Raw genomic sequence first — 14194 nt, 5'->3', positions numbered from 1 at the left:
GACGCACGTGGCGCAACACCTGCACGATTTGATCGCCGGCTTCGCCACCTTCGGCGCCACCGAGAATGGCGGGGTGTGCCGCCTCACCGGCACGGCGGAAGACAAAGCCGCCCGCGACCGCTTCGTCGTCGAACTGGCGCAGCGCGGGCTGCGGCTCGAGATTGATCCGATCGGCAACATGTTCGGCACCGCGCTGCTGGCACCGGGCTCGCCCGATGTCGTGCTGGTCGGCTCGCATCTCGACAGCCAGCCGACCGGCGGGCGCTATGACGGCGTCTACGGCGTGCTGGCGGGGCTGCTCGCGGTGGAGACGATCGCGGCGCGTGCGGCAGCGACGCCCGGCGCGGCGAAGCGCAACCTTGCCGTAGTGAACTGGACCAATGAGGAAGGTGCGCGGTTTCAGCCGAGCCTGACGGGGAGTTCGGTCTTTGCCGGCACGCAGGCGCTCGATCACGCGCTGGCGCTCGCCGACGGCAACGGCGTGACGCTCGGCGATGCGCTCGCGGCGATCGGTTATCGCGGCAGCGGCGCGTTGGCGCTGACGCCGCTCCGTTACGTCGAACTGCATATCGAACAGGGCGCGCGGCTCGAAGACAGCGCGACCGAAATCGGCCTGGTCGAAGGCGCCTGGTCGGCCCGCAAAATATCGATCGTGTTCGAAGGCGAGGCCTCGCACACCGGCCCGATGCCGATGCCGCGCCGCCGCGACGCGCTGCGCGCCGCCGCGCGTTGCATCGATATTCTGTACGAGGACCTCGACGACGGCGCGCACGCCTCCGCGGCGCGGATCAGCGTCTATCCGAATTCGCCGAACGTCGTGCCGTCGCGCGTGCAGGTGTGGTTCGAGATCCGCCACGAGGACGAAGCCGTCGCCACCGCGATCGGCGACCGCTTCCTGTCGCGGATCGACTCGGCGATCGCACCACTCGGCGTCTCGGCCTCGATCGCGATCGACGAACGCCGCGGCACAGCCTCCCTCGACGCCGCCGGCGTCGCCATCGTGGAGCGCGTCGCCGATGATCTCGGCTTCAGCTCGATGCGGATGAAAACCGTCGCCGGCCACGATGCATTGGCGCTGCAGAAGCGCGTGCCGGCGACGCTGATCTTCGTCCCCAGCCACAACGGCCTCAGCCACAACGCCCACGAATTCACCGCGCCCGAAGCGCTGGACAAAGGGCTGGCGGTGCTGACCGAAACGCTGTGGGAGATGGTGACGGCGGAGTAGCGCTCTCCGCCCCGTGTCCCGGGCGCGATGCGGCATGCAATGCCGCTTCGCAGACCCGGGACCCCGGTTGAAGCCACAGAAACCAGGGCCGGCTTCTTCCTGAGCGCATAACCGGGGCCCCGGATCTGCAGCGCACCACGCCGCGAAGAGCGGCGCGCTGCGCTGCGTCCGGGGAACAGGAAGTTTGAAGCTCACGTCGCGGCTCACCATCTGTTCACACCCAGCCTCTCCGTCATTGCGAGCGAAGCGAAGCAATCCAGTGCCGTGCACCGAGCTGGATTGCTTCGTGGCGGAGCCGGTGCTCGGACGCCGCGAAGCGGGCGATCCGAGTGCTCCTCGCAATGACGCGGGGAGAGGCTGCGGCTGGTTTTCCGCAGCGTAGAGGCGAGAGCTACGCCGCCGCCGGCTCCGCGTCCACATTGTCGAGCAAATGGCACGCCGCGAACCGCCCCGGCTGATGTTCCTGCAGCCGCGGGGTTTCGACGCGGCAGCGGCCGAAGGCTTGCGGGCAGCGTGAGGCGAAGCTGCAGCCGGGCGGGATGTCGATCGGGCTCGGCGGTTCGCCTTCGAGCAGGAAGTCGCCGGCATTGAACGGCTTCTCTTCAAGCGTGGGCGCCGCCGACAGCAGCGCCTTGGTGTAGGGATGCTGCGGATCGAAGAACAGGTCGCGGTTGTCGGCGATCTCCACCATCTCGCCGAGATACATCACGGCGATGCGGGTGCAGACCTTTCGCACCATCGCGAGGTCGTGGGAGATGAACACGTAAGTCAGATCGTTCTTGGCCTGCAGTCGCGAGAACAGGTCGATCAGCTTGCCCTGTTCGCGCTGGTCGATCGCCGATAGCGTTTCATCGAGGATCAGCAGCTTCGGATCGAGGATCAACGCACGCGCGATCGAGATGCGCTGACGCTCGCCCGTCGACAGCGCATTCGGCAGCGCATCGTACAGCTTGGCCGGCAGGCCGACCTCCGCCATCGCGGCGGTGACCTTCGCACGCATCTCCTTGCGCGGGACCTCACCGCGAATCCGCAAGCTCTCCTCGATCATGCGGCCGACCGTGGTGCGCGGCGGCAGCGCCGTGTAGGGGTCCTGCAGCAGCAGCTGGAATTCGTTGCGCTTGCGGATCAGTTCGCGCGGCGACAGCTTGGCGAGATCGGTGCCACCGAGCACGATCGTGCCGGTGTCGGGCGTCTCAAGCCACGCCAGCATCCGCGTCAAGGTCGACTTGCCGCAGCCGGACTCGCCGACGATGCCGAAATTCTCGCGCGGCATGATGTCGAGTGTGACGCCGCGCACCGCCTGGATGTTGCGATAGGTGTTGAAGGTGCCGCGCTTGCGCTGGCGATACGTGCGCTGCACGCCCGCGACCCGCATCAACGGCGCTTCGCCCTCGGCATGGCGGCGGATCGGCGGCCCCTCGCCCGCCGACCAGATCCGCGGCACGCTGTCGATCGCGCTACGCGCGGCGTCGGTTTGCGGCGTCTTCAGCAGATCCTCGAACGGCTGCTGCTCGACGAAGCGGCCGTGATGCATCAGCGCGGTGCGCTTGCCGAATTGGCCGAGGATCGGCAGCGACGAGGTCAGATAGATCGTCGCCATCTTGTGGCGCAGACAGAGATCGTGCAGCAGCGCGACGATCTGCGCCGCGATGGTGACGTCGAGCGGCTGGGTGATGTTGTCGGCGATCAGCACCGCCGGCTCGGCGCAGATCGCGTCGACGATCATCGCGCGCTGCATCATGCCGCCGGAGAATTTCGACGGATACTCGTAGTAGCGCTCCGCCGGCGACGGAATCCGCACCTCGCCGAGCAACTGGATGACACGCTCGCGGCATTCGTTCGGCGCCCATTCGGGCCGCACGCTGTGCAGCTTCTCGGCGATCTGAATGCCGACCGGCATGGTCGGATCGAGCGAGCTTTGCGGCTTGGAGCCGATATAGGCGATGTCGCGGCCGACCCGAAACGTACCCGTCGAGGTCTTCTTCAGCGTATCGTGGCCGGCGAACAGGACGCGGCCGGACCGATAGGTCAGACTGTCCGGCAGCCAGTCGGCGAGCGCGCGGCTCAGCATCGTCTTGCCGCCGCCGCTCTCCGCATAGATGCCGAAGATCTCCGACGTGTGCAGTTGGAAGCTGATGCCGTCGAGGATCGGCGCGGTGCCTTCGGCGCGCGGCCCGACGGTGAGATTGTCGACTTCGAGGATCAGCGACAGATCCATTACAGGCCTCCGTACACCCGGTTGCGGGCCTTCTCGAGCGCGGCGCCCATCAGGTTGATCGAGGTCAGCGCGACCGCGAGGAACACGCCGGGGCTGGTGGCGATCCACCAGGCGTTGATCAGATATTTGCGCGAGTCGGCGATGATGCTGCCGAAGCTCGGGGTCGGCGGCTGGATGCCGAGGCCGAGAAAGCCGAGGATGGCCTCGAAGATCATCATGCGGGCGACGTCGAGCACCGCCACGAAGGCGATCGGCGGCAGGATGTTGGGCGCGGCGAACAGCAGCAGTATGCGCCAGTCGCCGGCGCCGAGCACGCGGAGGCCCCGGACATATTCGAGCCCTCGCTCGGTGACGGCGGCGCTGCGCGCGACGCGCGCGTAGAGCGGCCAGCCGGACAGCGCCAGCACGATGATAATGGTCGGCACCGTCGGGCGCGACACGCCCAAAATGGTGATGGCGAGGATGATCATCGGGATCGAGAGCTGCGCGTCGGTGATGCGCATGATGATGGTGTCCCACCATTTGCCCTTGAAGCCGGCGAACAGGCCGAGGCCGCAGCCGATGATGAAAATCAGCAACACGGTGACGATGCCGATCAGCAGCGAGTAGCGCAGCCCGATCAGGCAGCGCAGCAGCATGTCGCGGCCGAGCTGATCGGTGCCGAGCGGATGGCCCCAGCTCCATTTGTCGCCGAGGAACAGCGGCGGCAGGAACTTGTCCTTCACCACCATCTTGGTGGCGCTCATCGACGAGATTTCCGGCACGATCGCCGAGGCCAGCAGCAGCGCCAGGAACACGAACAGCCCGATGCGGAAGCTGGTCATGCCCCAGGCGGCCGAAAGGATGCGCCGATTGACCGACTGCGTCGCGGCGGCGGGCTCGGGCGCGATGGTCACGGTCGAGGCCAGCGTCATCTTCAGAGCTCCACGCGCGGATCGATCAGATAGGCGACCAGATCGACGATGATGTTGATGAACACGAACACCGCACTGGTGGTGATGGCGATGCCCTGAATGACCGGGAAATCACGGCCGACCACCGAGACCACGGTGAGGTTGCCGAGGCCCGGATAGTCGAAGATGTATTCGATCACCAGCACGCCGCCGATCAGCGTCGAAAGCTGGATGCCGAGCAGATTGACCAGCGGGACGGCGGCGTTGCGCAGCGCATGCGCGTAGACGATCCGGCGCCGCGACAGGCCGCGTACCCGCGCCTCGTCGATGAACGGCGCCTGCATCACCTCGCCGAGCGAGGTCGTCAGCGTGCGGATGATGAACGGCGCGATCTCCACAGACAGCACCAGCGCCGGCAGCAGCACGTAGGAGAAACCCTGATAGCCCAGCGCCGGCAGCAGATTGAGCTTCACCGACAGGAACAGGATCAGCACGATCGCCAGCCAAAAATTCGGAATCGAGACGAACAGCGACTGCAGTCCAAAGGCGAGCTTGTTCGGCCAGCCGTCAGGTCTGAGCCCGCCGGCGATGCCGACCGGAAACGACAGCAGCAGCGCGAACACCAGAGCGACGGCGCCGAGTTGCAGCGTGAACGGCAGCCGCTCGAGGATCAGGTCGATCACCGGCGCCATGTCGGACTTGGTCGGATCGACATACTGGCCGCCGGCCGCCACCATGCCGCTCCGCGGCCGCAAATACGACTGGCCGAGATCGCCCTGCAACAGGCCAACCATGTAGCGGCCGTATTGCACGATGATCGGGTCGCGCAGCCCCATCTTGGTCGCGACCTTCTCGACCACATCGGGCGGCGCCATGCCGCCGACGATGAGCCGCACCGGATCGCCCGGCACCACGCGCAGCAGCGTGAAGATGATGAACGAGGTGATGCCGATGATCAGGAAGCCCTGCAGGATCCGCTTGATCAGAAATTCGAGGATCAGCATGAAGGCATCCTATGCACTGACAGAAGAAGGTACGACGGACCGGGATGCCCCCCGGCCCGCCGCGTGGATGACCGATCAGGCCAGCGTGGCCTTGGTCATGTCCTGCATGCCGTTCGGGTAGATGTAGAGCCCCTCCAGCTTCTTGCTGTAAGCGTGGATGAACACCGAGGTGAACAGCGCCAGCGCCGGCGCCTTCTTGGCGATGGTCGGCAGCGTCTCGGTCTGCAGGATCTTCTTGCGCTCTTCCAGAGACGGCGCGTTGCGCTCCTTGTCGAGCACCGCGTCGATCTCCTTGTCGACGATGCCGGTGATACGCTTCGACGACGAGTGGAAATGGGTGCGCAGCACCAGGTCGGGCTCCGGCGAACCGGTGCACCAGCCGCAGTCGATCATGTTGCCTTCACCGCCGCCCGGCTTGTCGTACAGCAGGTTACCCCAGGCCGCGACTTCCAGCGTCTGCAGGTTCACCTTGAAGCCCTGTTCCTGCAGCATGCCGGTGATCAGTTCGGCGTACTCCTTGGTCTTCGGATAAAACCCGACGGAAGTGTAGTAGGTCAGTTCCGGCAGACCCGCGCCCTTCGGGAAGCCGGCTTCGGCGAGCAACTTCTGCGCCTTGTCCGGATCGTATTCAGGATATTCGGCCACTTCAGTGTAACCGAACTTCACCGGCGAGATGTGCGCCTTGGAGAAGGTGCCCGAGACGCCGAGGATTTCGAGGATCTGCTTGCGGTCGATCGAATGGCAGGCGGCGAGCCGGATGCGCGGATCGTCGAACGGCTTCTTCGAGCAGCGGAAGAACAGATATTTGTTCTCGACCGAGACCGCCTTGTGGATGTTGAAGCGCTTGTCCTTGGAGATGGTCTCGACCTGCTCCTGCTCGAGCCGCTCGATGATGTCGGCCTCGCCGTTCAGCAGCGACAGCGTGCGCGTTGTGGTGTCGCCGACGAACTTGTATTCGACGCCCGGGATCTTCGGCGCGCCCATGAAGAAATCCGGGTTCGCCTTCAGCACCGTGGTGTCGCCCTTCTGCTCGACATACATGTACGGGCCGGTGCCGTTCATGCGGGCCGAGAGCTGCGCCTTGTTGGCGACGTCCTTGGCCGACATGATCGGCAGGAACGACGACAGATAGTAGAACAGCGTCGCCGGATAGCCCTGTTCCTTGGTGTTGATGCGGCAGGTGAAGTCGTCCACGATATCGACCTTGACGAGTCCGGGGTACCACTGCGCCGGGCGATCCGGCAGACAGCCGTACTCGTAGGTCGCCTTGACGTCGGCGGAGGTGAACGGCGCGCCATTGTGGAACTTGACGCCCTTGCGCAGCTTCACTTCCAAGGTGAACGGATCGATCGGCGTCAGCGACTCGGCGAGCTCGAAGATCAGTTCGTCCGGCTTCTCCGGCTTCATCGGCGCGCGGGTCAGATAGCCGAACACGAAACCCTCGACGATCAGCTGACCGAGATTGGTGTGCGTGGTCGGATCCCAATTGCCACTCAGCGCTTCGGCGCCGAGGAAGCGCAGCGTCCGCCCTTCCGCCGCGAAAGCGGAGTTGAATAGAAAATTGGGATCGACGCGTCCGAATCCCAGTGCGGCCGCACCCGCGGCGCCGCCCAGCAACAGGTTTCTGCGATTGATCATGGTGCCCTTTCCCCTCGGGGTGATAATCAGGTGACGCCGAATGCCGCCGACCGCGTTCAGTCGCTTCGCTCGCAGCGCAAGGACACCGGGGCGGCATCGTCCCCGTGACAGTGCGAAGCCTAGACCAACTGCCTGCGCGACCTGATACCCGCTGCTCCACGATTCCGTTGCTCACGCTTCTCCCGCAGGCATTGCCCGGAATCCGGGCTATGTCGGTTGCTGCAGTGCGGCTCATTGCACGCGCACAGCGCCCTTTCGACGTGCAGAACATGAACGGTGCATGGGCAGAAATGGCTTGGACAACGGCCCTCGCCTATCGTCCCGGGGCAATCATGAGCAGAAGGAGACGCGACTTGGCTATGGCCGGCGAAGACAAACGGGCGATCCGGGGTATCATCTCCGATCTCGACGGCGTGCTGTATCGCGGCGATCAGCCGATCGCGGAGTCGGTGGAAGCTTTCAAGGCCTGGCACGCGCGCGGCGTGCCCTATGCGTTCGTCACCAACAACGCGACCAAATCCGCCGCTCAGTTCGCCGCCAAGCTCCAACGCATGGGCGTCCCAACCACCGCCGCCCAGGTGTTCAACGCCGTATCGGCCACAGCCAGCCTGATGCAGCAGCGTTGGCGGAAGGGCACGCGCGTCTTCGCGATCGGCGAGGCGCCGCTGTTCGAGGCGATTGAAGAGAGCGGCTTCACACTCGCGGGCGACGACGCAGAGGTCGTCGTGCTCGGCTTCGACTACGCACTCAACTACGACAAGCTACGCACTGCGGTGCGCGCCGCGCTAAACGGTGCGAGCGTCGTCGTCACCAACCCCGACCTGCTGACTCCCGCCGACGACGGCCTCGAGCCCTGCGTCGGCGTACTCGCCGCCGCCGTGACCGCCGCAGTTCCGGCGGTGGAGCCGATCGTGGTCGGCAAGCCGCAGCCGTTCATGGTCGAGGCGGCGCTGGCGCATGTCGGGACCGACAAATCCGAGACGATCATGATCGGCGATCAAGTCGCAACTGACATCATCGCGGGCCAGCGCGCCGGCATCCGGTCGTTTCTGGTTGCCACAGGTTTGCCACATGCCCCCGTGGCCGGCGTGACACCGGATCGGGTGATTGCCAGCCTGCGCGATCTCATCGACGAAGTCGGTCGACCCTAGCAGTAGGGACGGTCAGCACATCAGCTGCTGATAGATCCGCGGCAGCGCCGACGGCAGCCGCTCGACCTGGCCGACGATCGCATAGCCGGCGCGGCCGAACAGCGGCGCGAAGTAGTCCTGCGCATCGACATCAATGGTGACGCCGAACACCGCGACGCCATTGCGCCGCGCCTCCTGCACCGCCTTGCGGCTGTCCTCCAGCGCGAAGCGGCCTTCGTAGTGATCGACGTCGTTCGGCTTGCCGTCGGTGAGCAGCAACACCAGCCTCTTGCGCTGTGGCTGCGCCGCAAGCTCGGCCGTGGCGTGGCGCAACGCGGCGCCAATCCGCGTATAGTAGCCCGGCCGCAGCGCTGCGATACGCTGCTCCACGATTGGCCCCATTTGCTCGCCGAACGCCTTCACGGTCTCGACCCGCACCCAATCGCGGCGGCGCGACGTGAAGGTCAGGATGCTGTGCGCATCGCCGCAAGCGGAAAGCCCATGCGCCAGCACCGTCAGCGCCTCCTTCTCGACATCGAGCACGCGACGGTTATCGATCCACGCATCGGTCGACAGCGACACGTCGACCAGCAGCGTCACCGCGAGATCCCGCGCCTGCGGCCGCGCCGCGAGATGCAACCGCTCCGAGCCGGCGCCGCCGGCTGATAAATCACAACGCGCCCGCACCACCGCGTCGAGGTCGAGATCGTTGCCATCGGGCTGCGCCCGCAGCAGTTCATGGCGCGGCCGCAGCGTCTCGAACTGGCGTTTCACGCGCTTGATCAGCACGCGCGTGGCTTCGCTGCACTGCCAGGCTTCGCCCTTGGCGGACGCCGGCGCGGCGACGACGCGGCAGTGATCCGGCAGATAGGCGGCGCGCTTGTAGTCCCACTCTGGATACAGCTTGCCAGCCATGAGACGCCCGGCCTCCACCGCCTGCGGCGGCAGATCGAGATCGAACCGGAATTTACTCGACGGCTTCTTGGTGGACTTGCCGAGCGTGATCTCGTCGAGATCATCGGCCGCCTTGTCGGCGTGTTCATCGTCGTCCTCATCGGTCGGGCGATCGACATTGACCATTTCGGCCATCGCCAGGATCTTCTCGAAGCGATTGAGCGCAAGCGGATCGCGCTGCGGTCCGTCGTTAGACTTGCGCTTAGCGGCCTTACGACGTGGTTCGGAGGTCTGACGCGACGCGGTGTCCCCCGGCTCGTCGGCTTCACGGCGCGGGGCGTCATCCGAACGAGCCCACACCTCGCCCCACAACGGACACGGCAGAAAGGTCTGATAGCCGGGGGGAGCGTTGGGCGGCAGGTCTGCATCGCCGACGATGATCCGCCAGAGTGCAGGATCGGGCCGCGCGTCGGCGCCGAGCAACCTGAGGATCAGCATTTCGATGTCGCGCTCGGTGCGCGACAGCGAACGATGCGGCCGCGTTTGGGCCAGCGCATCGCCAACCGCAGCATGTGCCGTGGAGAGGCCCGGAAACGCTGCGAGCACCGTGCGCGTCGTTCGCTCCGCGCGGCGCAGTACGCGGAGATCTCGCCGCAGCGGATCGGCCTCGCTGATCGGCTCATCCGGCGCTACGGCGAACCATGCCGCAAGCCAACGATACAGCGTACGATTGAGCTCGACGTCGGGAAACAGCGCGATCCGCTCGGGCAGAAACAGCGTCGCCGCATCCCGTCCCGGCTGCGCCAGCCGCTCTTCGCCAAGGCCGATGCGCTGCTTCCAGCCGAGCCGATGACCCGACGTGCGGGCGCCCGCCGGCGCGATCTGCACGCCGACCTCACCGCCGAGCCCGCGATACATCACGCCGAGCGCGGTCCGCTCGTCACGCAGCAGCGCCGCCGCCTCCGGATAGTCCGGATAACTCGCCGCGCGTCCGACCATGCGGTGCCAGGCACGGCCGACGGTTTCTTCGAGTTCGAGAAAGTCGAGCATCGTCATCGTCCAATGAGTAGGAACGCTTCTCTTTTGTCATTCCGGGGCGCCGCAAAGCGGCGAGCCCGGAATCCATAGTCACAGATAGGGGTTATGGATTCCGGGCCCGCGCCAAGAGGCGCGTCCCGGAATGACGAGAGGCAAGAGTTATGCGATCACCGCGTTCGCGACTTCGATCAGCGCCGCCTTCACATCCGCATCGTCCGTCAGCGGCTCGATCATTGCTGCGAGTACGGCGTCGCGCAGCGGCAGGCCTTCGGCAATCAGACTGGCGCAGTACACCAGCAGACGCGTCGAGACGCCCTCTTCGAGATCATGTCCCTTAAGTTGGCGCAGCCGCGCCGCGAGCGTCACCAGCGGCGCGACGCGGTCGGGGGCGAGGCCGCTTTCGGCGGCAACCACGGCGACTTCCTGCGCGTGCGGCAGAAAGCCGAACTCAATCGCGGCGAAGCGCTGCCGGGTCGATGGCTTCAGCGCCTTCAGCAGGCTTTGGTAGCCGGGATTGTACGACACTACGAGCATGAAATGCGGCGGCGCGATCAGTGCCTCGCCAGTGCGCTCCAGCGGCAGTACGCGGCGGTCGTCAGCCAGCGGATGCAGCACCACGGCGACGTCCTTGCGCGCCTCGACGACTTCATCAAGATAGCAGATGCCGCCCTGCCGAACCGCGCGCGTCAGCGGGCCGTCGGTCCACACCGTTTCGCCGCCCTTGAGCAGATAGCGGCCGGTGAGGTCGGCGGCGGTGAGATCGTCGTGGCACGACACGGTGAACAGCGGCAGGCCGAGCCTGGCTGCCATATGCGCGACGAAGCGCGTCTTGCCGCAGCCGGTCGGGCCCTTGACCAGCAGCGGCACGCGGCGCTTCCAGGCCTGTTCGAACAGCGCGCATTCATGGCCGGCCGGCGCGTAGTAAGGCGGTGGCGAGACGACGGCGTCGACGGCGTGCAGAACAGGCTTCATGGCGATGTCTCCGAAGGAGGAAAAGGCTGGCGGCCACGGCGTCATCGTGGCCGCCAGTTGGGCCTATTCGGCCGGCTGCAGGGCGCCGCTGAGGGCAGCCTGCTTGGTGCGTCCGGGCAGCAGGACAGCCCAGACGAACATCAGTGCGGAGATCAGCACGCAGACGCCGGAGCCGAGCCGCACCCAATAGAACAGCGCGAGCTGGTCCTGCACCTCGATGAAGCTCTGCCCGAGCACGCGTTGCAGATGCACTTGGATGACGCCCGCGAAGGTCAGCGCAAAAGTCATCACGCTCATCGCCGTGCACATCAGCCAGAACGAGGCGATCGACAGCATCTGGTTGTACGGCGCGCGGCCGCGCAGCTGCGGGATCGCATAAGTCATCATCGCCAGATTCAGCATCACATAGGCGCCGAAGAAGGCGAGATGGCCGTGCGCCGCGGTGACCTGGGTGCCGTGGGTGTAGTAGTTCACGCTGGACAGCGTGTGCAGGAAGCCCCAGACGCCGGCGCCGAAGAACGCCATCACCGAGCAGCCGACCGACCATAGCAGTGCGGCGCGGTTCTCGTGCTTGCGGCCGGCCTTCCAGGTCATCTGCACGGTGAACACCACCATGGTGAAGAACGGCGCGACTTCCAGCGTCGAGAACAGCGAGCCGATCCACTGCCAATAGCCCGGCGCGCCGATCCAGTAATAATGATGGCCGGTGCCGAGGATGCCGGAGAAAAGCGCCAGGCCGATGATGACATAGAGCCACTTCTCGACGACTTCGCGGTCGATGCCGTTGAGCTTGATCATCAGGAACGCCAGCACCGACGCCATGATCAATTCCCAGACGCCCTCGACCCACAGATGGACGACGTACCACCAGTACATTTTGTCCAGCCCGAGATTGGCCGGGTTGTAGAACGAGAACAGGAAGAAGATCGCGACGCCCCACAGCCCGAATAAGAGGATGTTGGTGACGGTGGTCTTGCGCCCCTTCAGCACCGTCATGGTGATGTTGAACAGAAACATCAGGCAGACGACGACGATGCCGATCTTGATCACGAACGGCTGCTCGAGAAACTCGCGCCCTTCGTGATAATGGAACAGATAGCCCACCACGGCAGCACCCGCGGCGCCGAAAAACAGCCAGAACTGCAGCTTGGCGAGAAACGGGCTGAACAGCTCGTTCTCGCTCTCCTCCGGCACCAGATAATAGGTGCAGCCCATGAAGCCCATCAGCAGCCACACGATCAGCGCGTTGGTGTGGATCATCCGGACGATGTTGAAGGGCAGAAGCTCCGACAATGTGTTGGGCAACACATAGATCGTGCCGGCGAGCACGCCGAATGAGACTTGGGCGAGAAACAGCGTCAGCGCGCCGTAGAAATACAGCAGCGCGACCCTCTGGGTTTGATATTTGATCATGACGGTCTTCCGGTGGAGGGCGGGTGAAAGCGATCAGCCGGCGCTGTTCGGCGGCCAGGACTGGGTCTTGATGCGGCTGGTCCATTCCAGGAAATCGGCGAGGTCGTTGACCTCCTGATCGCTCAGATGGAACTGCGGCATCTGGCGACGGCCTTCGACGCCGGAGGGCTGCGACGCCATCCAGGATTTCAGCATCTCACGCGCCTGCGCGGGATCCTTGTCGCCGCCCCATCGCACCCAGACGTTGCCGATCTCGGGCGCGTAGTAGGCGCCCTCGCCGAGCAGCGTGTGGCAGTTGATGCAGGAATTCTTTTCCCAGACGTGCTTGCCGCGCGCCACGGAGTCGGTCAGCGTTGCCGTGTCGGTCGACCGCGTCACGATGTAGTAATGGCTGTGCGCGGTGAGACCGACGAAGATTGCGAAGAAGAATGCCGAGCCGCCGAAAAAGACGGTGCGGGCGGCGGACTTGGTGAGGCGTTCGGCCATCACTTGGTTCCTTTCGATGCGGGGCAATGCGGAGCTTGCAGCTTCGCAACGGATGCTATCGAAGGCGGTCGGAGCTACGTTGTGCTGGCACAACGTTCAGTGCGATCAGCGCAGCAGTTGCGCGAGACCTGGGATCAGCGCGGCGAGTGCGACGAAGCCGATCCACATTAGCAGGATGGCACGCCAAGGGCCTGCGGCGTTTCGAAAGCCGAAGTAATCGAGCACGAGCAACCGTGCTTTGAACGCTGCGACGCCGATCAGCAGCGCGCCACCGGCGAAGGCGGCAGCTGGGCTGCGGCTGAGCGCGACGGTTACGCCGGTGAAGACGAGCAACAACAGCACGGCGCGATCGCGGCGATGGATCAGCCTGATCATCACGCTCACCGCATCAGATAGATGATCGGGACGAGCATCAGCCAGACGAGATCGACCATGTGCCAGAACGCGGCGCCGGTCTCGACATTGGCCGGCTCGGCGCGCCAGGCCACGACGCCCAGAATGACGAGGCCCAGCACGACGTGCAGCAGATGGAAGCCGGTGAGCAGGAAATACAGCGTGAAGAACGCACTGGTCTCGACGTCGATCCCGCGGCCGATCTCGTCGGCATATTCGGTCAGTTTCAGCACGATGAAGAGACCACCGAGCAGGCTGGCGCCCGCGAGCCATCGCCGGGCGGCGGCGCGCGCGTCGGCATGGGCCGCCGCACAGGCGCGGGCCGCACACCAGCCGCTGGTGACCAGGCAGAAGGTGTTGACGGCCGCGATCAGCGGATCGAGCTGCGCCTGCCCCGCCGCGAACGTCGCCGGGTCGAGCGCTTTCGCCACCGAGAACGCCGCCAGCAGTGCGCCAAATGCGGCGAGTTCGCTGAAGATCAGCAGCCAGATCATCGGATAGCCGGGCAGCGTGTCCAGCACGGAGGCTTCGGAAATAGCCGACGGTACGTCGGACACGGTCGCAGTAGGACAGGAACTCATGCCGCGACCCTAGCGGTCGCATCCGCGCGCCGTTTGTCGCCGAACAACCTCGCGGTTTTTTCCGGCTATCGCCGCGAAGATTGTGCTGCGGCAATCACGATCTGCCGGCAGACGCTAGGGTCTGGTCACGCCAAGTCCACCGGAGGCCGCCATGACCGAAGCGCAATGGGGATTGATCGTCGTTTCCGCCATCATCATTGCGTTCGCCATGGCGATGCGCTCGGTCGGCGCATTGCGGACGGCCGGCACCGTGACGGCGATCGTCGTCACGCTCGTGATTGCGGGGTCGCTGTTCCTGACGCAGTAGCG

Annotated in this window: 13 protein-coding genes; 3 read left to right on the top strand and 10 right to left on the bottom strand. The window is 65.3% G+C overall.

Going from position 1 to position 14194, the window contains the following annotated elements:
* The first annotated feature begins 7 nt into the window (after nucleotides 1-7).
* On the top strand, nucleotides 8-1225 hold the full coding sequence (locus ACOJTD_RS04630) for a Zn-dependent hydrolase (RefSeq protein ID WP_420131754.1): 1218 nt from the start codon (nucleotides 8-10) through the stop codon (nucleotides 1223-1225).
* 391 nt (nucleotides 1226-1616) lie between these two features.
* Here the strand turns inward: ACOJTD_RS04630 and ACOJTD_RS04625 are convergent, their stop codons facing one another.
* The 4 genes from ACOJTD_RS04625 to ACOJTD_RS04610 form a co-directional block, all read right to left on the bottom strand.
* Nucleotides 1617-3443, bottom strand: a complete 1827-nt coding sequence (locus tag ACOJTD_RS04625; protein WP_420131753.1) for an ABC transporter ATP-binding protein — start codon at nucleotides 3441-3443, stop codon at nucleotides 1617-1619.
* On the bottom strand, nucleotides 3443-4357 hold the full coding sequence (locus ACOJTD_RS04620; RefSeq protein WP_420131752.1) for an ABC transporter permease: 915 nt from the start codon (nucleotides 4355-4357) through the stop codon (nucleotides 3443-3445). The genes ACOJTD_RS04625 and ACOJTD_RS04620 overlap by 1 nt, the downstream gene beginning before the upstream one ends.
* A 2-nt stretch (nucleotides 4358-4359) precedes the next feature.
* On the bottom strand, nucleotides 4360-5340 hold the full coding sequence (locus ACOJTD_RS04615; protein ID WP_420131751.1) for an ABC transporter permease: 981 nt from the start codon (nucleotides 5338-5340) through the stop codon (nucleotides 4360-4362).
* Nucleotides 5341-5415: 75 nt separating this feature from the next.
* The gene (locus ACOJTD_RS04610; protein WP_420131750.1) at nucleotides 5416-6978 is read right to left on the bottom strand and encodes an ABC transporter substrate-binding protein; all 1563 of its coding nucleotides are present in this window, start codon (nucleotides 6976-6978) and stop codon (nucleotides 5416-5418) included.
* Between the two features lie 167 nt (nucleotides 6979-7145).
* Between ACOJTD_RS04610 and ACOJTD_RS04605 the strand changes: the two genes are divergently transcribed.
* Nucleotides 7146-8129: an HAD-IIA family hydrolase gene (locus ACOJTD_RS04605; RefSeq protein WP_420131749.1), complete on the top strand. Its 984-nt coding sequence runs from the start codon at nucleotides 7146-7148 to the stop codon at nucleotides 8127-8129.
* Nucleotides 8130-8141: 12 nt separating this feature from the next.
* Here ACOJTD_RS04605 and ACOJTD_RS04600 read toward each other — a convergent pair whose 3' ends face one another.
* The 6 genes from ACOJTD_RS04600 to ACOJTD_RS04575 all read right to left on the bottom strand — a co-directional run bounded on the left by ACOJTD_RS04600 (nucleotide 8142) and on the right by ACOJTD_RS04575 (nucleotide 13885).
* Entirely contained in the window at nucleotides 8142-10052 is a 1911-nt protein-coding gene (locus ACOJTD_RS04600) for a nitric oxide reductase activation protein NorD (RefSeq protein ID WP_420131748.1), read from the bottom strand.
* A 147-nt stretch (nucleotides 10053-10199) separates the two neighbouring features.
* Nucleotides 10200-11012 (bottom strand): CbbQ/NirQ/NorQ/GpvN family protein, encoded by an 813-nt coding sequence (locus ACOJTD_RS04595; protein ID WP_420131747.1) that lies wholly within the window; start codon nucleotides 11010-11012, stop codon nucleotides 10200-10202.
* Nucleotides 11013-11075: 63 nt separating this feature from the next.
* Nucleotides 11076-12422: a cbb3-type cytochrome c oxidase subunit I gene (locus ACOJTD_RS04590; protein WP_420131790.1), complete on the bottom strand. Its 1347-nt coding sequence runs from the start codon at nucleotides 12420-12422 to the stop codon at nucleotides 11076-11078.
* 36 nt (nucleotides 12423-12458) lie between these two features.
* Nucleotides 12459-12911: a c-type cytochrome gene (locus ACOJTD_RS04585; RefSeq protein ID WP_420131746.1), complete on the bottom strand. Its 453-nt coding sequence runs from the start codon at nucleotides 12909-12911 to the stop codon at nucleotides 12459-12461.
* A 105-nt stretch (nucleotides 12912-13016) separates the two neighbouring features.
* Nucleotides 13017-13286, bottom strand: coding sequence for a cytochrome C oxidase subunit IV family protein (locus ACOJTD_RS04580; RefSeq protein WP_420131745.1), 270 nt, complete (start codon nucleotides 13284-13286; stop codon nucleotides 13017-13019).
* A 5-nt stretch (nucleotides 13287-13291) separates the two neighbouring features.
* Entirely contained in the window at nucleotides 13292-13885 is a 594-nt protein-coding gene (locus ACOJTD_RS04575) for a cytochrome c oxidase subunit 3 (RefSeq protein ID WP_420131744.1), read from the bottom strand.
* Between the two features lie 151 nt (nucleotides 13886-14036).
* Here ACOJTD_RS04575 and ACOJTD_RS04570 point away from each other — a divergent pair, with 151 nt between their 5' ends.
* On the top strand, nucleotides 14037-14192 hold the full coding sequence (locus tag ACOJTD_RS04570) for a hypothetical protein (RefSeq protein ID WP_420131743.1): 156 nt from the start codon (nucleotides 14037-14039) through the stop codon (nucleotides 14190-14192).
* The last annotated feature ends 2 nt before the right edge of the window (nucleotides 14193-14194 follow it).

Origin of the sequence: Rhodopseudomonas sp., assembly GCF_048594845.1 — a bacterium.
In the GTDB taxonomy this organism is placed as follows: domain Bacteria; phylum Pseudomonadota; class Alphaproteobacteria; order Rhizobiales; family Xanthobacteraceae; genus Rhodopseudomonas.
This window is presented reverse-complemented; position numbering and strand designations above follow the sequence as displayed.